Below are 21,293 nucleotides of genomic sequence, written 5' to 3' on the forward strand. Positions count from 1 at the left end.
GGCTTTGAACGCTTGCGGTGCGGGGCGCTTTGGTGTCCCTTAGGCGTATCCTTCCGGCGCGTTCCGGACGGTAGCTCTCGCTGTTCAGACCTGATTGATGACGCTCTATTTGCCGATTGCTGAAATGTCGGTGTCCGTCGCCGTTTATCTGGCGCTCGGAACAGCCGTCGGGTTCATTTCTGGTCTTTTCGGCGTTGGGGGCGGATTTCTGATGACGCCCTTGCTGACGTTTCTCGGAATTTCCCCGGCCGTTGCCGTCGCGACGTGCAACGTGCATGTCGTTGCGTCGTCGGTGTCTGGCGCCGTCGTGCACTACAGGCGCAACAATGTCGACGTGAAGATGGCTCTCGTGATGCTGGTGGCGGGTCTCGTCGGCACGGCAATCGGCGTCGACGTCGTCCGGTTGTTGCGCAACGCGGGACTTTTCGAGCTTACCGTCTCGCTGACCTACGTGACGTTCCTGGGTGTTGTCGGCACGCTGACGTTAATCGAAGGGATCAATGCCTGGCGGCAAGTGCAATCGTCCGGCATGTCGTCGCGACGCAAATCCGGTCAGCACAACTGGGTCGACCGCCTACCCTTCAAGGTGCGCTTTCAGCGCTCGAAACTTTACATCAGCGTGGTCCCGCCGATGGTTATCGGCATGTTCATCGGCTTCATGTCTGCGATCATGGGGATCGGCGGCGGGTTCATCTACATCCCGGCGATGATCTACATCCTGCGCATGCCGACCAGCGTCGTCGTCGGCACGTCACTCTTTCAAATCGTGTTCGTGGCGGCTTTTGCGACCGTCCTGCATGCCTGGCAGAACCAAACCGTCGATATCGTTCTTGCCGCCATTCTGCTCGCCGGCGGGGTCGTCGGTGCGCAATTCGGCACCGTTGCAGGCGAGAAGCTCAGAAGCGACCAGATGCGCGTCCTCCTCGGTGTGCTCGTTCTCATTGTTGCGGCGCGAATGGGATATGACCTCGTGGTGACGCCGAACGATCTCTTTTCACTCGGGTCATTGAAGGGGTCGTGATGCGTTGGAGAGTCTGTGCCATCTTCCTCGGATTGCTGGCGTTCGCAAGCGCCGGGATGGCGCGAGACGCCAAGGAGAGCATCGAGGCCGATGCCTCGACTCGGCAGGTTGCGATCACATCGAGCTTCACCGGAACGGAAATCCTGCTTTTCGGCACCGTCGAAAATAGCGTGCAGTCAAGCGCGGGGGCTGGGACCTACGACATTGTTGCGGTCGTCGAGGGTGTGCCCGCGCCTGTCATCGTGCGGAAGAAATCTAGGGTGGGAGGGCTTTGGATCAATACGTCGTCCATGAAGTTCATGCCGGTTCCAAGCTATTATGCCATCGTCTCGACGCGGCCGATCGACGAACTTGCAGAACCTGCACTCCTCGATGCAAACGGCATCGGATTCGAGCACATTCGAATGGTTCCTAGGCAAACGGCGTGGAAAGAGTCACTCGATCCGGCAGAGGTGGCAAGCTTCAAGGAAGCACTCGTCCGTCTCAAGGAGCGAGAGCGTCTTTACGTGAAATCGGACTTCGGCGTTGCATTCATCGGGCGCAGCCTGTTCCGCGCAACCGTGGCGCTGCCGCCGAACGTTCCAGTCGGGCCACTGACCGTAAGCGTCTATCTGTTCAAGGAAGGCAAGCTGCTCGGGCAATATAAGAGTCGCCTGACGCTCGAACGCGAAGGCGTCGAGCGCTTCATTCATGAGGTTGCACTGAAAAAATCGCTTCTCTATGGGCTTTTGACAGTAGCTATGGCGACGGTCGCGGGCCTTGCCGCAGCGTTCGCATTTCCACGCGCGATGTAGCCGTTCAGTCGTCTCTCAAGAGGCGGGGCGCGACCGGGTAAAGTCCCTCGTGCCCAAGCATCCACACGGCAAGGCCGTCCAAACCGAACAGCGGCTCGAAAGCGAGGTCGAGAATGTTAAGCCCGCCTGTGTAGGCGCCGAACGCCGGCATCACGAGTCGCAGCCCATTTCCGACGAAGCAGGGGCGGCGCAGGGACGTACCGTGCATTACGAGACGGGCGGCAGGATGGAAATGTCCAGCGATTTCGTGCGTCACGGCACCGGGGCGCGGCTCGTGCCGAAGCGCGATCCCTTCGACGACGATTTCCGGCACGACATAGCCGGCAAGCACCCGATCGATCTTCGGGTCGTGATTGCCGGTGATCCAGATCCAGTCGCGATCTTCCTGCAGCATGTGCAGGCTCTCGATGTCGCTCGGGTCCATGCGCGCAGCGCCGTTGGGGTCGTGCAGGCTGTCGCCGAGGGCGATGACCGTTTCGGGATTGTAGCGGTCGATCATCGCGGCGAGTTTCAGCAGTGTTTCGCGCGTGTCGTAAGGCGGCAGCATCTGCCCACGCGATGCAAACGCCGAGCCTTTTTCGAGATGCAGGTCGGCAACGATCAGGGCTCGCTCGGATGGCCAGTAAAGCGCGCCGGACTTGTGCGCGAGAAAAGCTTTGCCGCAGATCGAGACGGGCTGATCGGCGAAATCGTCAAGTCCGATGCGTTCCGGCTTCAGAATGCCCATTTTCAGATGTCCCCATCGCCTCTTCGACGAGTGTCTCGGCGGCTTCGCGCAGCAATGCGTCACGAGCGTGGCCGGCAACGACTTCGCGGCCGATCTCCAGCAACACCGGGACGGACAGTGGCGAAACCCGCGGCAGAGATTGATGCCTGATTCGGTTCTTGATACGGGCAAGAAAGTCGCCGAGACGCCGGATGTCCAGCAATCCCGTTGCCGCGTCGGCCCAGGCCGCTTCAAGTAGCAGGTGGCCGGGATCGTGGCGGCGGAGAACGTCATAGATCAGGTCGGTCGACATCGTGACCTGGCGCCCGGATTTGATCTTTCCAGGGTGGCGCCGTTCGATCAGACCGGCGACGACGGCGGCCAGGCGGAACGTCCGCTTCATCAGGTTACTTTCTGCAAGCCAGGCGTCGATGTCGTCGCCGAGCATGTCCTCGTCGAAGAGGTCTGCCAGCGAGAGACGGCCGTCGGCAATCAGCGCGGAAAGATCGCCGTGCGTCCAGAGCGCCAGCGCATAGTCGTTGGCAACGAAGCCGAGCGGATGAATGCTAGCGCGATCGAGCCGGCGCGTCAGCAGCATGCCGAGCGTCTGATGCGCGAGGCGGCCTTCGAACGGATACGTCACCAGAAAGTGACGGCCAGCGCGCGGAAACGTTTCGACCAGGACTTCGTCTGTCGCCGGAAGCACGGACCGCTGGCTCTGAAGCGTCAGCCAGTGTCCGACAGCCGGTGGCAGGCCAGGCCAGTCGGCCGGATTGGCAAGCATGGCTCTGACGCGGGCTGCGAGATGCGTCGACAGCGGGAATTTATTGCCGCCGTAGCTTGGGATCATCGGATCTTCCGCCGAGGCGCGCGAGACGAAAACCTCCGTCTCGCGCATGCCTTCGAAGCGCAGGATTTCGCCCGCGAATATGAAGGTGGCGCGAGGCGGCAATTGCTCAGCGAAATATTCATCGATCTCGCCGAGCACGCGGCCGCCTTGGCGCGCTCGGGTTTTGCCGCCGCGCGCAGAGACAAGGCGGACCTTGAGCATCGGCGAATCTACGATCGTTCCGACGTTCAGGCGGTATTGTTGCGCGACGCACGGATTGGTGATCCTGAGTTTGCCATCCGGCTCGCGCTTCAGCTTCGCAAATCGCTCATAAGTCTTAAGTGCGTAGCCGCCCGTCGAGACGAATTCGACGGCGCGATCGAATTGATGCCGGCTCAGTCCGGCGTATGGAAGGGCGGAGCGGACCTCTGCGAACAGCGCATCCGGATCGAACGGGGCTTGGCAGGCCATGCCGAGAATGTGCTGCGCGAGCACGTCGAGCGTTCCGGAGCGCGACAGAACCGCATCCTGCGCGCCAGCTTCGGCAGCCTGTTGCGCGGCGCGGCATTCGAGAACCTCGAAGCGATTGCCGGGGACGAGAAGCCCGCGTGACGGCTCGTCCATACGGTGGTTGGAACGCCCGATGCGCTGCAGGAAGCGGCTCGCGCCTTTCGGTGCACCGAGATGAATGACGAGATCGACGTCGCCCCAGTCGATCCCGAGATCGAGCGTCGATGTCGCGACGACGGCACGCAGCGTTCCCGCCGCCATCGCGGCCTCGACCTTGCGGCGCTGAGGGGCTTCGAGCGAGCCATGATGCAGGCCGATCGGCAGGTTGTCGTCGTTGATGCGCCAAAGCTCCTGAAACGCGACCTCGGCTTGCAGGCGTGCGTTGACGAATACGAGCGTCAGCTTGTGCGCGCGGATCGCATCGTAGACCTCCTGCATCGCGTAGCGCGCCGTGTGACCGGACCAGGGAATTTCATCCTCGACTTCGAGAATACTGATCTCCGGTTTGGCGCCGCCTTCGACGGTCACGAGATTGGAGAGGAGCGTTACGGTATCGGGATCGGTCTGGGATACAAGGTAGCCGCGAAGCTCGCTCGGCCGCGCAACCGTGGCGGACAGTCCGACCGTCATCATGTTCGGCGCAAGCGTGCGGAGCCGCGCCAGATCGAGCGCCAGAAGGTCGCCGCGCTTCGACGGCGCGAGCGCGTGCAATTCGTCGAGTATGATCGTGTCGAGATCGGCGAACAGATGCGGCGCGTCGGGGTGGCTCAGAAGAAGCGCGACCTGCTCCGGCGTCGTCAGCATGATCTGCGGAGGTTTGATGCGCTGGCGCTGGCGGCGCGCAACGGAGGTGTCGCCGGTGCGAGTCTCGGTGCGGATCTTCAGGCCCATTTCTGCGATGGGTTCAATCAGGTTTCGCTCGACGTCGGTTGCGAGCGCTTGCAGCGGCGAGACATAGAGCGTGAACAGGCCTGCGCCGGATCGTTGTCGTTTCCCGCCGCCAAGTGCCACGAGGCTTGGCAGAAATCCGGCCAGTGTCTTGCCGGCACCCGTCGGCGCGATGAGAAGGGTCGATTGCCGTTGCCGCGCCGCCTCAAGGAGCGCCAGCTGATGCGCACGAGGTTTCCATCCGCGGCGCGAAAACCAGGCGGCGATTTCAGGCGGCAGCGCCGGCGTTGCTGGCGCAGAAGGCTGCCGCTTGCGTCTGGCGTTCTTTGGCGTCGTGAGCATCATGCTCCGAAGTGGCAACCGTTAACCCAGATTTACAACGGCAGAGCTGCCCATTGTTGGGCCTTTGTGCCACGCAAGGCGCCGACATCCGAATATCCGCGGCGCCGGACTTCCCGCGCAAGGTGCGATTTGATTTCGCTAATGAGTCCAGGCCCGGCATAGACCAAGCCGGTATAGAGCTGCAGCAATGTGGCACCTGCTTCGATTTTTTCCAGCGCCGCGTCGCCGTTATCGATGCCGCCGATGCCGATCAGTGGAATCTTGCCACCGGTCGCTTCGAATACGCGGGCAAGCATGATGGTCGAACGGCGAAACAGGGGGCGTCCGGAGAGGCCGCCGGATTTCGTCGCTTGCGCGTCGGTCAATCCATCTCGTGCAAGAGTCGTATTCGATACGGCAATGCCGTCGACAGCGTGGACGATCAGGCGTTCGCAGATCGGTACGATGTCTTGCTCGGCAATATCGGGCGCGATCTTCACGATGATCGGGCGTCGCGAGCCTCCCTGAGAAACGATGCGGGTTCTTGCCTCCATGACGCGGGCCAACAGTTCATCGAGAGCTGCCGGTGCCTGCAAATCGCGCAGGCCAGGCGTGTTCGGAGAGGAAATGTTGACCGTGAAGTAGCTCGCGACGGCAGAAAAAGTCTCGATACCCCTTGCGTAGTCTCCCGGGCGATCGGTGCTGTCCTTGTTTGCTCCGATGTTGACGCCGACAATTCCCGGCTTCTCCTTGCGCGCTTCGAGACGCGTCAGTGCCGCTGCGTGTCCGCCGTTGTTGAAGCCGAGGCTGTTGATCAGAGCGCGATCGGCAACAAGACGAAAGATACGCGGCTTGAGATTGCCCGGCTGCGCACGCGGCGTCACGGTTCCGATCTCGGCGAAGCCGCAACCCATTGCGAGCACGGCGTCAGCGACGCGTGCATCCTTGTCGTAGCCCGCCGCGACACCGATCGGGTTCGGAAAATCAAGACCGAACACGGTTTGCCGGAGCACAGGATCGTCGGTGCCGAGCTGGCGGGGGTGAAGGCCAAGCTCGAGGGCTTTGATCGTCGCTTCGTGGGCATCTTCCGGATCGAGCGCGAACAGGGCCGGCCGTGCGAACCGATAAAGTGTGCTCAGCATGTGAACCATTCGTCCTGAATGATGAGGGCGCCATCCGGGCCGGTGTCCAACGTCCGCTCCCACAGTGCATTCGAGGCGGGAAGACGCCCGTAAAAATGCGGGAAAAGCTCGCCACCGCGGGATGTTTCCCATTTGAGGCCGTGGCCAAGCTTATCTTCTTCAAATGCTATGAGAACAAGATCAGTTTTACCTCTGAAATGCTTTTCTAAAGTTCCCGGAAGCTGAGACCTTGACGAGAGATGGATGAAACCGTCGCGAACGTCGTCCGCGGATCCCGAATAATGTCCTTTCGCGATGGCGTCCCGCCAGTCGTGGACTGTTGCGATTTTGTAGACGATCTGTCTCATTCGATAGATTGTGTTTTGACGGCATGTGTCACGTGCACCATATCTCGTCGCACAGACGGCTGTGGCGCTTGCTCGCGATCGTTGCTATCACGGCCAGACATCTGCACAACCATGGTTTGGCGGGTGGAGCAATACGTGAACAAGCAGGACCGAGGTCCGGGCATGGCGCACGCCAGGCGAAAAGGTCGAAGTCTCCGTGTATCCAACGGCATCTCTCAGCATTTCCGAGCTTCTTTCCGGACCCTATCTACTCAATATTCCGATCTTCCAACGCCCTTACTCCTGGGGCCGTGAACAAGCCGAACAACTGCTGGACGATTTGATGGAAGCCGCGGGCATCGGCTTCGAAGGCGTGGCCAGTCGCGACTATTTTCTTGGCGCCGTCGTTCTGATGGATGCTCCGGATGTCGAGACGACCAAACTGTCGCCCAGAATGGCGCAGCGCGAGTTCGGCGTCATCGACGGCCAGCAGCGTCTTGTTACGCTGATGACTTTGCTTGCGGTGCTGCGTGATCTCGAAATCGATCCACGCACTTCGATCGTCAAGCGTGTCCAGAGCATGCTTCTGGCGCAGCAGGGATCGAGGTTTCGCCGTACGGAGCGATTCCGGCTGCATTTGGCAGGCCGCGAGCGTGCCGTGTTCGAAAATAATATCCTGCTTCCGGGGAAGACTGTTTTACCACCGGATGTCGTCCCCATCTCTCACCCGGAAGCGACGCTCATCGATGTACGGGACCGGTTTCGCGCAGTGCTCGGCGAGATGCCGAGGGCCGCACGCAAGGTCCTTTCCGATTTCATCGCGGATCGCTGTTACGTGGTCGTCATCATCGGGACGGACATCGACCGATCGCACCAAATGTTTGTCGTGCTGAACGAACGCGGCAAGAAGCTGCAACGCAATGACATCCTGAAATCGGACATCCTGAGCCGGATGACGACTGAAGATGTCGGCTGGGTCGCGCGGATGTGGGACGACATGAGCCTCGCGATGGGCGAGGATTTCGAGTCTTTCTTCGGGCATCTCAGGACGATTTTCGGATATGCGCGATTGCCTATCGTCACTGGCGTGCGCAGGGTAATCCGAGACGCCGGGGGATCAGAGATTTTTTTCAGGGACATCTTCGTTCCCTATGCCAAAGCCTACGCGCTGGTGCGAAGCAACGGCGAAGGCGTGCTGCCCGGCGAGATGCCGAGGCTACTCCGCTATTTGAACCGTTTGCCGGATGCGGACTGGGCTCCAGCCGCTATCCTGGCACTCAAGCAATGGAAGCGCGATCCTGACCGCGCGGCATTTCTGCTGGCGGAGATCGAGCGGCTCGCAATGCTGACGCGGCTCTTGTGCGCGGGGTCCGGCAAGCGCGCTCGCCGATTTGCCGAGCTGGTCAAAGCCATCCGTTCGGATGAGCCGATCGACGAAAGGCATCCGGTTCTGCAAATGTCTCGGGATGAAGTCCGCAGCATCGCTTTCCACCTCAGGGACCTCCACAAGCGCAATCCGAAAGTTTGCCGTCTTCTCCTGATGCGTTTGAGCGATGAGATGGGGGATTCCTCGATCGGGATCGATCCCGACCTTTATACGATCGAGCATGTCCTGCCTCAGCGCCCCTCGGCATCGAGCGCGTGGCGGCAGAGCGTTCCGAATGCCGAAGCTCGTGCCGAGCTTGTCGACTGTCTCGGCAATCTCGTGCTCATTACGCAGCAGGAAAACGACAGAGCGCGAAACGCGTCATGGGTGGAAAAGAAGGATATCTACGGCGCGATTTCCACGGGCAAAGCGCCGTTGCTTGCGGTGACGCGCGACGTTCTCGGCGAGCGTGAGTGGCGGCGGCCTGAAATCGAGGCACGCGAACAGCGGCTGATCGGCCTTATCGAAAGGATTTGGCGGATCGACATCAAATCGCAGCGTCCGGCTTCGCGAAACATTGTGCAGGTCCAGGACCAGCAGAAGCCGATGCCGCCCGCCGCCTGATTTCCAATGCAGCGTTCAGGCGGTTGCGAGAGAACCGCTGAGCGCCTTTGCGATGAGCGCACGCGTTTCCGGAATTCCGTAGAGCGCGATGAACGTTCCGAGCCGAGGCCCGCGTTCTTGTCCCAACAGGATTTCGTAGATGGCCTGGAACCAGTCGAGCTTGACGCCGGGGCCGCCGCTAGGGCTGACCTTTGTCGGGTCTTGATAGCGCGGGATGGCACGGCCGACATCGAGCAGCGCATTCTGAATTTTGTCGCCGTGGGCATCGGATGGCAGCGCTGCCAGTGTAGCGTCGAGGCTCTGCAGCGCCGCTGTCTCGACGTCGTCGGGGGCACGGAATTTCTTCGTCGGCTTTATGAAATCCTCATAATAGCGGATTGCATATCCGGAGAGCCGATCGAGGATCGGATTGTTCTCAGGCGTTGCGCCCGGCGCATAGCGGCGCAGGAAGCCCCACAGCACGTCCTTGTTGCTCGCATGCGAGACCGATACGAGATTGAGCAGCAACCCAAACGTAATCGGCAGCTCGGGCTGCGGCGGTGCTCCGGAATGAATGTGCCAGACAGGATTGTCGAGCTGCTGCTTCGGCTCCTGCGAAGGATATGCCGAGAGAAACTGCAGGTATTCATCGACCGCGCGCGGGATGACGTCGAAATAGAGCTTCTTCGCACTCTTCGGCTTTTGAAACATAAACAACGACAGGCTTTCGGGCGACGCGTACGTCAGCCATTCCTCAATCGTCAGTCCGTTGCCACGCGACTTCGAAATCTTTTCGCCGTTCTGGTCGAGAAAGAGCTCATAGTTGAACCCCTCGGGCGGTGTGCCGCCGAGCGCTTTGCAGACCTTCGACGATAGCGTGACGCTGTCGATGAGATCCTTGCCCGCCATTTCGTAGTCGACGCCGAGGGCAGTCCAGCGCATCGCCCAGTCGGCCTTCCACTGGCATTTGACGCGTCCGCCTGTGACGGGTGTCTCGATCTTCTCGTTCGTTTCGGGATCGACGTAGGTGATCGTTCCGGCTTTGACGTCGCGCGCAACCATTGGGACCTGCAGGACGCGGCCGGTGCGCTGGCAGACGGGAAGGAAAGGGGAGTATGTCGCTTGCCGCTCGGGGCCGAGCGTCGGCAGGATAATGTCCATCACCTTGTCGTAGACGGCGAGCATCTTTAGCAGCGTCGCGTCGAACATGCCCGATGTGTAGCATTCGGTTGCCGAGAAGAATTCATATTCGAACGAAAAACGGTCGAGGAAGTCGCGCAGCATCGCGTTGTTATGGTGCGCGAAGCTTTCGAACTTTCCAAACGGGTCCGGGACGCGCGTCAGCGGCTGCTCCAGATGGGCCTGCAGCATCGCCTGGTTCGGGACGTTGGTCGGGACCTTGCGCAGGCCGTCCATGTCGTCCGAGAAGCAGATCAGGCGCGTTTTACGCTTGCCCTCCGTCAGCAGCTCGAAAGCACGGCGAACCATGGTCGTGCGCGCGACCTCGCCGAAGGTGCCGATGTGCGGGAGACCCGACGGGCCGTAGCCGGTTTCGAACAAGACCGTCTTATCGGTACCGCCCGGAAGCCGTTCAAGCCGCTTGATCAATCGCCGGGCTTCTTCAAACGGCCATGCCTTCGAGGCGGTGCTGGAGGCGGCTTGTGCGGCTGTGAAGGCAAGGATGGTCATTTGCTGCGACTGTCGTTTTTGAGGGATTCCGTGAGGGAAGCGATGTCCGGGCCGGGGGAATCGGAGATCGTATCCGACCGGATCTCATATGTGGTGCGCACCGTAGGTTGCACGAGAGAGCGCGTCAACGCGGCTCGGGGAGGCTCGAGACAAATGCCGCAACCGCATCGGCTGCTTCGGCAAGATTACCTTTTCGCGTAAAGCCTGAACGTCCACGCGGTCCGAAATCGTGGTCGCCATCGCTAATCCAGACGAGCTTGATGCTTTTCGACAGCGAGAGGGCCTCGACTTCGGTGCGGTTTCCGAATGGGTCGCGTTCGCCCTGGACGATCAGCGCCGGGCATTTGAGCGTTTCGAGATGGGCCGTACGTAACTTTTCGGGAATGTGCGGCGGATGGAAGGGATATCCGAGGCAGACGAGACCGCCGATTTCTTCATCGGCATAGAGTTCGTCGGCGATTAGGCTCGCAACCCTGCCGCCGAGGGATTTGCCGCCTATGAGCGGTTTCAACTTCTTCTTCCGGTGCTTCGCCAGGGATCGAACTATGCCACGATATTCCGATGTCAATGTTTCGGCTTTGGGTGGAGGGCGTTTTCCGCTGCCAGTGCGCCGGGCAGCCATGTAGGCAAATTCAAAGCCCGTCGTCGCGATGTTGCGCGCTGCCAGCAACTCCGTGATGCTTGCAAAAAAGGGAGACACGATGCCTGCTCCCGCGCCATGTGCGAGGATGAGACGGTCGCGTGCGTCGGCGGGGCCTGTTTCAACCGAAAATGTCAGGTCGGGCCCTTTCGTTCTTTCTGCATTTCATATCGATGGAACTCCCAGTATTGAACATTGTTGTCGGTCCAGGGGTTGCTGTCTGGTGGCCACAAGGGGCTCTGGATTGCGATTTTAGCCATTTATTTTGGCTTTTTGAGCCACGCTCGACGGGCTTTGGGGACGTTTCGGGACCGCGGGTCGGATTTTTGCCCGACTATGGAGTATAAGGGCTGATCTTACGTAAAGGCGGGGATTGGGCATGAGGGCCGTAAAGCTGTTCGCGCTGTTTTTCGCGCTAGGCTTGGCTGGGCTTGTTCCGGTCGGGCTCGGCCTGTCCTCGGTCACACTTAGGTTCGCTGAGCCGTTGCGCGCAGAGCCGCAGACACAGGCTAATGCTGGTCAGCCTGTTCCGACCCAGCCTCCGCCAGATCCTAAAAGCGCGTCCGCCTCGGGTGGCGACCACCGTCTGCCGGATTTCATACCGGGCAATCACACGCTGACGCTTTCGTCCGAGAATTCTCCTGATGGCGATGGTGCTGCGAGCGAGCCCGACGGCGAGCCCAATTCGACATCGAAGGATGGGAAATCTGCGGCGCACGCTTCGACTGCTCGCGCGGTTACCATTACGACCGAGCCGATCTCCGGCACCGGCGCATCGGAGACATCAAGTCTCAAATCCGATGCCGAAGCCCCGAAGTGGCCGGATTTCGTGGGAGCGAAAAATCTTTTCGGCGCCGTCAAGAAGCCAGCGCCGCTCGCCGCGCGTGCCATCGGTTACTATGCGCGCGGCTGCCTTTCGGGCGCGGTGGCGCTGCCCATCGACGGACCGGCGTGGCAGGAGATGCGGCTGTCGCGCAATCGCAATTGGGGGCATCCGCAGTTGATCTCGCTCATCGAGAGGTTCGCGAAGGATGCTCAGAAGCTCGACGGCTGGCCGGGTCTCCTCGTCGGCGACATCGCGCAGCCGCGCGGCGGTCCGATGATCACAGGGCATGCGAGCCATCAGGTCGGACTCGACGCTGACATATGGCTGACGCCAATGCCGAAGCGGAGGCTGACGCGGAAGGAGCGCGAGGATCTCGAGGCAACGTCGATGCTGGACAAAACCGGCGTTGCCGTCGATCCGAAGGTATTCACGGACAAGCAGGTTGCCCTCATAAAGCGCGCCGCATCGTATCCGGAAGTCGAACGCATCTTCGTTCATCCGGCGATCAAGAAGGCATTGTGCAAAGCCGCCGGTACGGATCGGCATTGGCTCGGCAAGGTGCGGCCTTACTACGGGCACTACTACCATTTCCATGTGCGCATCAAATGTCCGGCGGGCTTTGGCGGCTGCAAAGCCCAGACTCCTCCGACAGGAGATGACGGGTGTGGAAAAGAGGTCGATCAATGGCTGGCGAAGGTGATACCGGCCAAGCCTTCGCCTCCTGTTGCCAAGCCGCCGAGCATCAGCGTGCGCCCGCCGCGGCCTCCGATCATGCTGGCGGATCTGCCTCCTGAATGTCGCGCATTGCTGGCAGCTGAGCCAGACCCCGTGCCGGTTCCCAAGGAAGCGTTGATGACCAAAGTCGCCGTCCGTCAGGCTCTGACGAAGGCCGCGGCGGCGCGGGGCGCCTTCGCAAAGGCGGCTGGCCTTGCAATCGTTCCGGCATCGGCCGCAACGGCTGCGGCGCATCCGGCGCTCCGTTCGCACATTAAAAAGACGACGACCGCCGAGAAGAAGTGATCTTCGCGGCGGCGCGTTCGGTGGAGACTTCAATAAGATCTAAGCGTGCGATGGCGCCGGGCACGTAACGCCGGTCCCGGCCAAGCCGCAATATCCATGCGGCACCTTCGCCAGATATTGCTGGTGGTAGTCCTCCGCCAGATATACCGGCCCCGCGCCTTTGATCTCGGTCGTAATCGGGCCGTAGCCTTTGGTCGCGATGGCCTTGGCATATGCCTTTTCGGATGCCTGAGCCGCAGCAAGCTGCTCTGGTGTGGTCGTATAAATTGCCGAACGGTACTGCGTGCCGACGTCGTTGCCCTGGCGAAAGCCCTGAGTCGGATCGTGGGCTTCCCAGAACGTTTTCAGCAGGCGCTCGTATGGTAGAACCTTGGGGTCATAAATCACGACGACCACCTCGGCGTGACCGCTATGCCCAGAGCAGACCTCTTCGTAAGTCGGATTTTCGGTAAATCCACCGGCATAACCGGCGGCAGTAATCCAGATACCGTCACCGAGCTGCCAGAACAGCCGCTCCGCGCCCCAGAAACAACCGAGTCCGAAGATCGCAATCTCAAATCCCTCAGGATAGGGGCCATGCAGCGGTCGGGAGAACAGATAATGTTCTGCGGCCGGAGGCAGGATCGGCGTCGACCGGCCCCGGAGGGCCGTCTCGGGTGTCGGCATTGCGGCGCGCCTTTTGGCGAACATGGATTTGCTCCTTTTTCTTTTTTTGAGGCGATGCCCCCAGTATACGTTGCCGAGACCGGGAACGTTGCAGGCGCCGCGACGATTATGCCGCCCGGTTGCGACATCGCGGATATCGGCGGCTCTTATCAGTAATCATTGACGAATATGCGGACGCGGCGTCTCGGTCGGCCGAGAAACCCGGCTCCAACGGCGAACGTGAGAAAAATCAGCCAAGCCGGCAGCGACAGAATTGAAGTAAGGACGGGGTCCCAGACGAACGTGCTGGTCGAATGTTCGATCGTGCGTTCAAGCGCTGCGACGAATGACGGCGCAAGCGTCTGCATATGCTGAAGGAGCGAGATGGCGCCTTGGCTTTGGCCGTCGACGACCGGGCGGGAGATGTCGGTCGCAAATGCGATCAGAGCGAAAAGCGCAAAAAGCGCAGCGAGAAAACGCATCATCATACGCGGCCGTGTATCAGGACTCGCAATGGCGACGATCAAAGCCGTAAAAAATGATGCTCCCGCAATTCGGAGTAGCCAACGATCCGGCGGTTCGCCCGTCGCGTGCCACATCCAGGCTGCGGCTGCAACGCATGAGAGGGATAGAAAGGCGAGCGCCTTGAGGAGCCGCGAACTGGTCATGGTGCCGTTTGCTCGTTTACCTGCGCTTTTTTGTGACCGGGCGGGAGCGCGGTCAAGAGACACAGGCCGCAAGGAGCGATGTCGAACCCATGCACGTTGCGCTCAGGGCTCTGATGCGTATAGTGCGCGCCGCCTCGCAGTTGCGCCGCGGAGAGATGGCCGAGTGGTTGAAGGCGCACGCCTGGAACGCGTGTAGGCTCGCAAGGGTCTCGTGGGTTCGAATCCCACTCTCTCCGCCATCGCCATGCGTGTAGAAATCCATTCCATACCGGCCGGTCGGCAGCATCGCGCATCCATGGAGTCCGTGGCGATGTAGAGCCTGCTGTGGACAACCGTGTTTCAGGCTCCTCCGGGGACTCCCTCCGCATAGTTTTTTAGTGTTAGTTCCTATGTGTATTACCAAACGCGCTTGGTCTCATCAGGGTGTTTGCTTTCATGACAATCGACGTTCTTGCCGACTGGGAATGGAAGAAGTGCTGGATCGTCGTCAACACTCAGGCAAATCGTGAGTTCATCGCAGCGAGCAATCTCAAAAATCAAGGCTATGACGTCTATGCTCCTGTCATTCGAAAGCAGACACGGCACGCGCGCATTTGCCGTGAAATCCTCGCGCCGCTTTTTCCGGGCTATCTGTTTGTGCGATGGAACGCACCCGATATGCGTTGGCGTCCTATTCTTTCTACGGTTGGCATCAGGACAATCGTGCGCAACGGCGATGAGCCCGGCCGGCTCGACGGAGAAATCGTCGAGGCGCTGAAGGCCCGAGAAAGAGACGGTGTCGTCACGCGCGCGGCATCTCCCCGCGAAATAGGACAAACAGTGCGGTTTGCGTGTGGTCCGTTCGACGGGCTCGCCGCAGAAATCATCGAATTGTGTGACCGAGATCGCCTTGTTGTGCTGATGACGCTTTTGAATCGCCCTACCAAGGTCACGGTGTTGGAAGATCAGCTTTCGGCCTGCTAGGAACGACTTCAAGTTCATGTGTGCGGCGATCATCTTGGATGCCGCGCGGTGTGGCAACGGCAAAAATTTCGCTCTCGCCCGAGTTGATATCCGGCGCTGACCGCTTCGGGTCGTGGACCCTCGTGGTGTCCGAGATCGTGCGGAGCATCCTCATCCAGGCATCGATTGCCAGGGATTTGGTATAGAGATTTTCGCAAGACCATCGTGCGCATTCGCCCATTTTCAGTAAACGCCGTGGGTCGCGGGCCAAATCTCTCACAGCATCCGCAAGTGTGGCGGCGTCGCCGTTCGCGATAGAGACCCCGCAAGAGTGCCGTTTCGTCAGCCGGTCGATTTCTCCGCCGCGTGCTCCGATAAAGAGAACTGGCCGTCCGACGGCGGCAATGCCGTAGAACTTGCTCGGCACGATCAAGCCCTCAAGCTCCGGCCTCAGGGTCACGATGTGGACGTCGGCCACCGATAGACTTTGGGAAAGAAGATGTCGGGGCTGGTAGGGTCGAAACACGACGGATCTCAATCCACGATTGGCTACTTCTTCTTTCACGCATTCAAATGCGTGGCCGCCGCCGATGAAGAGCCATCGTACCGACGGACCCTCTAAACGAACGTTGTCTCGCTCTATCATCTGGATTGCCGCGAGCAGCGTTTCAAATTCGTGCGCCCGCCCGAGGTTTCCGGAATAACCGACGACGAAATGGTCAGCCAAATCCCATTCGGCTCGCAGCGGATTATCGATCCGCGCAATCGGGCCAAGAGCTTGGCAGTCGGCCCAGTTGGGAAGCACACAAATTTTTGGCGAGGGTACGCCTGCGTTCAGGAGACGCTCTGCCATCAGCTCGCCGATGGAAACGTTCATGTCTGCGTATCGTAGCGAAAGGTTTCGCAGATTGCGAAGGCAGCGGAAAAGAGCACCGCTGAGCTTTCCTCCAGCGTAGAGGGCTTCGGCGACTTCCGGAAAAAGATCTTGCAGCCAGTTTACAAGGTGCGCACCGCGGAGCCTTGCAATGGGGGCGGCGATGATCGACAGCATTGGCGGGTCGGTCATCGCGATAACAATGTCGCCTCGCGCCGCGATGCGAAGCAGGGTCCATACCGTGCTGATATGGAATGTCAGATAGTCGATCGCTCTGAGATTCAGACGCGAGCGGCCAAAACGCGTTGTCCAAACGCGCCGAATGTCGACTCCGGCGATCGATTCCTGTGGCGCGAGTTTTTTGTGGCTGTCGTCGTAGCATAGTCGACTCGTGATTACGGTTACCTGCGCGCCGCCTTCGGCAAGGCCGAATGCAAGGTCGGATAGCATCTGGCTCGTCGCCGAATGATCGGGATGGAAGAAGCGATTGATAAAGATCGTGCGCAAAGCTGCTTCGCGTTATCGGATTTTCAAAGGTTGCTGCGCAGGGTGCTTCGCTTATGGCGCAGGAAAGAGAGCCGAACTGCGCCCGGCGATCCGATAGGCGATCAGGCCGATCCATTCCTTGACGGCGAGATCGGCGCGCTGCAGTCCGGCCGCCACGCTTCCGGGAGGCCGAAGCAGGTCTCCGGCATCGTGCGTGCGGAAGTCGACCGTAAACGGGATGACGTTGAATCCCACTTGCCGGAATGCGCCGACAGCGCGAGGCATGTGATACGCTGATGTTACGAGCAGCCAGCGATCCTGTTGCACCAGATTGAGCATTCGACGGGTCAAGACTGCATTCTCATAAGTATCCCGAGAGGCATTCTCGATTATGACGCGCTCCGGGGAGATGCCGGCATCCACGAAATACTGGCGGATGGCCGTGCCTGCTTCTGCGCCGCCGAACAGGTCTCCAACTCCGCCGGTGAATACGATCTTCGTCATGGGACGCAGGAGCGCGATGCGAACAGTTTCCGTCAGCCGCTCCGCCGCCTCGTTGACTGCGAGGCCGCCACGTCCGGATGTGACCCAACCGTCCTCGAAGCCGCCAAGGACAATAACGCCCGTCATGGCACCTTCTGGAAGTGCGGGTTGATATTTCTCGAACCGCTGCTCTAGCGGAAGAATGAGTGCGTTTCCGAGCGGCAGGAAACCGGCGAGCATGATCCAGCCGAAACCTCCGGCGATTGAGCATCGTGCGGCCGATGGGCGAAATCGGTAAAGGATGAAGCCTGCCGCAAGGAGAAAGACAGCGAGGTTCGACGGCTGAGCGAGAAAGAAGAGGATCTTCGAGGCGATGTGGAACATGCGGTGATTTCGAGACCATCAGCACGGTGCATTGCCGCGCTCGTTGCCGGATCGGCGCGCGAGAAAGCGCCGTATCGTAGCTGTTTGCGATTCAAAACAGAGATAGAACAGCAACGATCCGCCGAATACCAGACTTCCTCGCATGAAGAAAGCGGCAAACGATGCGAGCGACAACTCCGTCGCCCTTGGCAGCCAAAGATCGAGAGTACAGTTGAGAGGATAGTGAACGAGGTAGAGTGAATATGACATCCGGCTGAGGCCCAGAACAGACGCGCGAATAGGTTTCAAAGCGTCGCCTGCCTTTTGCGTGCATAGAAGAGGCAGTGTGAGGCAGACGCCGACCGAAACCAGCGTTTCGGATGCCCACATCGGAACAAGCGCAATGTTCGCAAATGACCGGCTTGCTGCCGAAGCTTCGTAGGTAGCGCATCCGGTCAGAAAGCAGACGAGTCCCGCCATGGCGAGCGAGTTCTTGTTGTGCCAAGGGAGGGCGAAGGTAGTGGCCGCTCCGAGACACCAGAACAGCAGATACCCCGCTCTTGAACACGAAAGGATTGCAAAAGCGCCGAGCAAGGCGACCAGTGCGGCCGCATCAATCCTCCGGTTGGACAGCATATAAGCGGCGGCACCTGCGAACACGTAAAACCAGACTTCGTAGGCGAGCGACCAAAGCGGAGCATTGATGGGCAGCGTAACGCCGAAGATGTTGTTCAGTCCGACGATGTTCAATCCGACCCGCAACCAATCGGGTTTGACGTTAAATGCAAAAGAGCCGACGGCGACCGTCAGGATGCATGCCGGAATGAGAGGAACGAAGATTCGCGTCCCGCGATCGATCGCGTATGTTCGAAGATCGAATTGCTGATGGAGCGCGCGCCTGATCGCCGGTCCGCCAACGAGAAATCCGCTTAATATGAAGAATACCAAAACGGCTTCATGGCCTATACGGGTCAACGCGAAGACTGTCGCAACGGGCAGTGTCTGCTGCGATGCAGGCAAGGCGCCAAACTCGACGAACGCGGCGGCACGGACATGACAAAAGAACACGGTCAAGGCAGCCGCACCGCGCAGAAGGTCGAGTGCGAGATATTTCTGCTGTGGAGTGGCGGGTTCGGCGACGTGCTCGAAGCGGAGTGGCGCAGCAAGGTTCACGCGCGATCCATTGTGACTGCCATCTGCGGTGACCGTGACTTGATCTTTATGGCCGGGATGCCCGAGTAAATCGACCACGGCATAAGGTTGCGCGTCGCGACGCTACCGAGAGCGAGAATGCTGCCTTCGCCGGTGGCGACTCCCGGGCCGATAATGCTCCGCGCGGCAATCCAGGTGCAGTCGCCGATGTCAATGGGCCGGACGATCAAGTCAAAGCCGGGCTTCGTCCAGTCGTGGCTTCCGGTGCAGAGATAAGCGCCTTGAGATAAGCAGCAATGCGAGCCGATTTTGACGTCGACTAGATTGTCGATCCAGACGCCTTCGCCGATCCAGCTGTGATCGCCAACGGTCAGCCTCCATGGAAATTTCACGCGGACGCGCGGCTTGATGTCGACGCCCTGTCCGATGCTCGCGCCAAACAAGCGCAATAGCCATCGGCGGTGGGCCGCTCCGGGTAGCGACGAACTGACAAGAAGGCATTGGGCAACGAGCCATAATGCTTCAATCCATCGTGGACGGCCGCGCTTGAATGATTTCCTGTCGTAGATGTCGAGGCGCATCATGCGAAGCGATGCGCTCACGGCAAGCGGACGGTTGATGGACGCCCGGCACCGGTCACGAGCCACTCATAGACCGCGAGAAATGCCTCAGCCACAGTGCTCCAGCTGAATTTCTGTTCGACCAGCGCGCGGCCATTGCGGCCCATCTGTTGCAATTCAACAAGATCTTTGTTCAAAAACCGGGACAGATCGCGCGCCATGTCGTGAGGGTTCAGCGATAACCGTTCGGCTGCGGACGCTTTAAATCCTTCGGGCAGGTTGCACGCATCCGTTTGCAGAACAGGCAATTCGTAAGACCAAGCTTCGAGCACCGACATCGGCAGGCCTTCGCTGAGCGACGGCAGTACGAAGCCGTGTGCCCGGCGTAGTGCTGCATCTTTGTCGTACCCGAAGAGCGGACCTACGAGATGGATGCGCCCTGTCAGCCGGCGCTTTTCAATAGCGCGTTCCAGCGTCTGGCTGTAGCCGCCCTGGTCCCACCCAGCGATGACCAGATGCCAGCCGTTCGCATCTGCTCGCGCGGGCCACGCGTCGATCAGTGAGGTCAGATTCTTTTTCGGATGCAATCGCCCCAAGAACAGCATGATTTTGGCATCAGCGGGAGTGCGCGCATGCCAAGGCGCAAGACCAGGTTCACCCGCAAGTTCGGGGAGCGTTACGCCGTTCGGAATGATGGATATGGGATTGACGAAGCCAAGGCTGCGGATGGCGGATGCTTCTGCTTCGCAAAGTGCATGTAGGCAGCTCGCGCCGCGCAGATGCGCATTCTCGTAGAGGCAAGCGGCGATCGCTTTCTTCCATCGCCCCTGACGTAGCGACCAGGCGTCGAGCATGCCGTGCGGTGATACGATGTATGGGCGGCGCATTCGCGAGGACCACAGAGATACGGCCCGCGAAGGATAAGTCCATATCCCATGCGTGTGGACGATCGAAGCGTCAGTGTCGTGCAGCCGGGCAAGCGCAGTTGGCGCGTATCCGAGGGCAGAAGGTCCCCGAACAGCGAGCGCCGAGGCGGGCGCTCCTTGCCAATCGGCAGACTGAAGGCGCCATTGAGGATCGCACAGCCCTATGACGTGGACTTCGGCGACGGCTGCAAGCAAGCTTCGCGACAATGCTTCGACTACCGCCGAGACGCCGCCGCCTGCCCGCGACAGATATGAGGTTACGAGCGCAGCTTTCATTTCGGTCGAATGGTGTGGTCGGCAGCGCGCGTCGAGGCTCGGTATGAAAGTGCGGCGGCCATCGCGACGGCGGCGCGCGGCTTCTTATGCGAGCGGGACGAATAGGCAGCAACCGCGGCCTCGATCAATCCTGAGGAAAACCTGTTTAAGTCCCAGTCGCGAATGATGCGAAGGCTGGCGTCGCCCATCGCCTGTCGGTTTGGGGTGTTTGCGATCTCATACAGCAGCGTTGCAAGTTGCGCCGTATTGGCCGGGTCGAAGACGCGACCGTTGATGCCTTCTTGAACGAGGTCCGGATGGCATCCGACGCCTTTGGACACCAGAACAGGTAAACCCGCTGCCATCGCTTCATTGACGACGAGGCCCCATGTTTCGGACAGACTTGGAAATACAAGGGCGTCCGCCGAGGCGTAGAGAGCAGGCAATTCATCGTACGCCTTGCGGCCAATCAGATGGACATGCTCTGTAAGAGACAGCTCCGCGACGCGGCGCGCGATTATGCCGTAGAGCGGCCCGTCGCCGGCAATCGTCAGGTCCCAACCCTTTTCGGCGGCCTTGTCCCGATAGCGCCTGAAGGCGCCGATCAGGAACATGAGATTCTTTCCTTCAACAAGGCGCGAGCAGCATAGAAAGTGAGGTCGATGCAAACTGCCGCTCGCCTGCGGAACGAGAATCGGGCGGCGCTGCGCGCTATTGCGTGCGAAATGCCGATTATCGACGACGTCGTAGCCGGTAGAAATCCGACATCTCGGAAAGCCGAGTCTGGCCAGATATTCGGTTTGTGGTGTTCCCGCGACAAGCGCAGCATCAAAGAGTGACACGAAATGGCGTTTCAAGGAGTCACGGATTGGGTTTCTCTGACCGTTCAGAGCATGAGAGTCGCTCATAAGTACAGTTGGAATACCGAGGCCCTGGCAAAGGCAGACCGCTAGCAGGGAGAACGGTTCGGCGTACCCGGGAATGGCGACGACGTCGGGCGAAAAATTCTTCAGCCAACCGTCCAGTGCCTGCAGGCTTCGCATTCGCTCTTCTTGCCGCTTCGAGAGAGAAATAACACCAGCGGTTCGCTTTTCTTCCGTCACGCCCCAATCGTATTCGCCATCGAAGTCTGAAAACTCGAGGGCGAGAACTGAGGCGCGCAGCCGGAGATCATCAAGGCGGGCCAAGTGGTAAGGGCCGTAACTGCGGAACAATAGCGCAATCCGCATGGGACTGGCGGCGGTTGGGCGCGTATCCA

General features: G+C 59.9%; 19 protein-coding genes and 1 tRNA gene. 6 read left to right on the forward strand and 14 right to left on the reverse strand.

Going from position 1 to position 21,293, the window contains the following annotated elements:
• Positions 1–97 precede the first annotated feature (97 nt).
• Together HYPDE_RS01930 and HYPDE_RS01935 are read left to right on the forward strand one after the other, a co-directional pair.
• Positions 98–1,021: a sulfite exporter TauE/SafE family protein gene (locus tag HYPDE_RS01930; protein ID WP_015596644.1), complete on the forward strand. Its 924-nt coding sequence runs from the start codon at positions 98–100 to the stop codon at positions 1,019–1,021.
• Positions 1,021–1,815: a TIGR02186 family protein gene (locus tag HYPDE_RS01935; protein ID WP_041319793.1), complete on the forward strand. Its 795-nt coding sequence runs from the start codon at positions 1,021–1,023 to the stop codon at positions 1,813–1,815. Before HYPDE_RS01930 ends, HYPDE_RS01935 begins: the two co-directional genes overlap by 1 nt.
• Before the next feature lie 4 nt (positions 1,816–1,819).
• Here HYPDE_RS01935 and pdeM read toward each other — a convergent pair whose 3' ends face one another.
• The 4 genes from pdeM to HYPDE_RS01955 are packed head-to-tail and all read right to left on the reverse strand — an operon-like array spanning position 1,820 to position 6,558.
• Positions 1,820–2,542: a ligase-associated DNA damage response endonuclease PdeM gene (gene pdeM / locus HYPDE_RS01940; RefSeq protein WP_015596646.1), complete on the reverse strand. Its 723-nt coding sequence runs from the start codon at positions 2,540–2,542 to the stop codon at positions 1,820–1,822.
• Positions 2,508–5,090, reverse strand: coding sequence for a ligase-associated DNA damage response DEXH box helicase (locus HYPDE_RS01945; RefSeq protein WP_015596647.1), 2,583 nt, complete (start codon positions 5,088–5,090; stop codon positions 2,508–2,510). The genes pdeM and HYPDE_RS01945 overlap by 35 nt, the downstream gene beginning before the upstream one ends.
• A 32-nt stretch (positions 5,091–5,122) precedes the next feature.
• Positions 5,123–6,211 carry a quinone-dependent dihydroorotate dehydrogenase gene (locus tag HYPDE_RS01950; RefSeq protein WP_041319795.1) on the reverse strand — a complete coding sequence of 363 codons (1,089 nt, stop codon included), beginning with the start codon at positions 6,209–6,211 and terminating at the stop codon, positions 5,123–5,125.
• Positions 6,205–6,558 carry a DUF952 domain-containing protein gene (locus tag HYPDE_RS01955; RefSeq protein ID WP_015596649.1) on the reverse strand — a complete coding sequence of 118 codons (354 nt, stop codon included), beginning with the start codon at positions 6,556–6,558 and terminating at the stop codon, positions 6,205–6,207. The genes HYPDE_RS01950 and HYPDE_RS01955 overlap by 7 nt, the downstream gene beginning before the upstream one ends.
• Before the next feature lie 196 nt (positions 6,559–6,754).
• Between HYPDE_RS01955 and HYPDE_RS01960 the strand changes: the two genes are divergently transcribed.
• Entirely contained in the window at positions 6,755–8,527 is a 1,773-nt protein-coding gene (locus HYPDE_RS01960) for a DUF262 domain-containing protein (RefSeq protein WP_015596650.1), read from the forward strand.
• Positions 8,528–8,542: 15 nt separating this feature from the next.
• Here HYPDE_RS01960 and HYPDE_RS01965 read toward each other — a convergent pair whose 3' ends face one another.
• Positions 8,543–10,195, reverse strand: a complete 1,653-nt coding sequence (locus HYPDE_RS01965; protein ID WP_015596651.1) for a lysine--tRNA ligase — start codon at positions 10,193–10,195, stop codon at positions 8,543–8,545.
• Positions 10,196–10,319: 124 nt separating this feature from the next.
• Entirely contained in the window at positions 10,320–10,973 is a 654-nt protein-coding gene (locus HYPDE_RS01970; RefSeq protein ID WP_041319798.1) for an alpha/beta family hydrolase, read from the reverse strand.
• Between the two features lie 241 nt (positions 10,974–11,214).
• Here HYPDE_RS01970 and mepA point away from each other — a divergent pair, with 241 nt between their 5' ends.
• The gene (gene mepA / locus HYPDE_RS01975; RefSeq protein ID WP_015596653.1) at positions 11,215–12,681 is read left to right on the forward strand and encodes a penicillin-insensitive murein endopeptidase; all 1,467 of its coding nucleotides are present in this window, start codon (positions 11,215–11,217) and stop codon (positions 12,679–12,681) included.
• A gap of 39 nt (positions 12,682–12,720) precedes the next feature.
• Here mepA and msrA read toward each other — a convergent pair whose 3' ends face one another.
• Positions 12,721–13,371 (reverse strand): peptide-methionine (S)-S-oxide reductase MsrA, encoded by a 651-nt coding sequence (gene msrA / locus HYPDE_RS01980; protein WP_015596654.1) that lies wholly within the window; start codon positions 13,369–13,371, stop codon positions 12,721–12,723.
• 125 nt (positions 13,372–13,496) lie between these two features.
• Complete coding sequence (locus HYPDE_RS01985; protein ID WP_015596655.1) at positions 13,497–13,994, reverse strand: hypothetical protein; 498 nt, start codon at positions 13,992–13,994, stop codon at positions 13,497–13,499.
• A 149-nt stretch (positions 13,995–14,143) separates the two neighbouring features.
• On the opposite strand from HYPDE_RS01985, the gene HYPDE_RS01990 reads away from it, so the two are divergent.
• Both HYPDE_RS01990 and HYPDE_RS01995 read left to right on the forward strand, forming a co-directional pair.
• Positions 14,144–14,233: transfer RNA gene (locus HYPDE_RS01990), tRNA-Ser, on the forward strand.
• A 196-nt stretch (positions 14,234–14,429) separates the two neighbouring features.
• A complete protein-coding gene (locus tag HYPDE_RS01995) occupies positions 14,430–14,957 on the forward strand; it encodes a transcriptional activator RfaH (protein ID WP_041319800.1) in 528 nt (175 codons plus the stop codon).
• On the opposite strand, the gene HYPDE_RS02000 is transcribed toward HYPDE_RS01995, so the two are convergent.
• The 6 genes from HYPDE_RS02000 to HYPDE_RS02025 are packed head-to-tail and all read right to left on the reverse strand — an operon-like array spanning position 14,923 to position 21,264.
• Complete coding sequence (locus tag HYPDE_RS02000; protein WP_015596657.1) at positions 14,923–16,317, reverse strand: glycosyltransferase family 4 protein; 1,395 nt, start codon at positions 16,315–16,317, stop codon at positions 14,923–14,925. The two genes, HYPDE_RS01995 and HYPDE_RS02000, sit on opposite strands and share 35 nt — an antisense overlap.
• Before the next feature lie 51 nt (positions 16,318–16,368).
• Complete coding sequence (locus HYPDE_RS02005) at positions 16,369–17,163, reverse strand: YdcF family protein (protein WP_015596658.1); 795 nt, start codon at positions 17,161–17,163, stop codon at positions 16,369–16,371.
• 18 nt (positions 17,164–17,181) lie between these two features.
• Complete coding sequence (locus HYPDE_RS02010; RefSeq protein ID WP_015596659.1) at positions 17,182–18,315, reverse strand: acyltransferase family protein; 1,134 nt, start codon at positions 18,313–18,315, stop codon at positions 17,182–17,184.
• Entirely contained in the window at positions 18,312–18,896 is a 585-nt protein-coding gene (locus HYPDE_RS02015) for a putative colanic acid biosynthesis acetyltransferase (protein WP_015596660.1), read from the reverse strand. Before HYPDE_RS02015 ends, HYPDE_RS02010 begins: the two co-directional genes overlap by 4 nt.
• Positions 18,893–20,056 (reverse strand): glycosyltransferase, encoded by a 1,164-nt coding sequence (locus tag HYPDE_RS02020; RefSeq protein ID WP_015596661.1) that lies wholly within the window; start codon positions 20,054–20,056, stop codon positions 18,893–18,895. Before HYPDE_RS02020 ends, HYPDE_RS02015 begins: the two co-directional genes overlap by 4 nt.
• On the reverse strand, positions 20,053–21,264 hold the full coding sequence (locus HYPDE_RS02025; protein ID WP_244437756.1) for a glycosyltransferase family 4 protein: 1,212 nt from the start codon (positions 21,262–21,264) through the stop codon (positions 20,053–20,055). The genes HYPDE_RS02020 and HYPDE_RS02025 overlap by 4 nt, the downstream gene beginning before the upstream one ends.
• Positions 21,265–21,293: the final 29 nt, after the last annotated feature.

This window comes from Hyphomicrobium denitrificans 1NES1, assembly GCF_000230975.2.
Lineage (GTDB): Bacteria > Pseudomonadota > Alphaproteobacteria > Rhizobiales > Hyphomicrobiaceae > Hyphomicrobium_B > Hyphomicrobium_B denitrificans_A.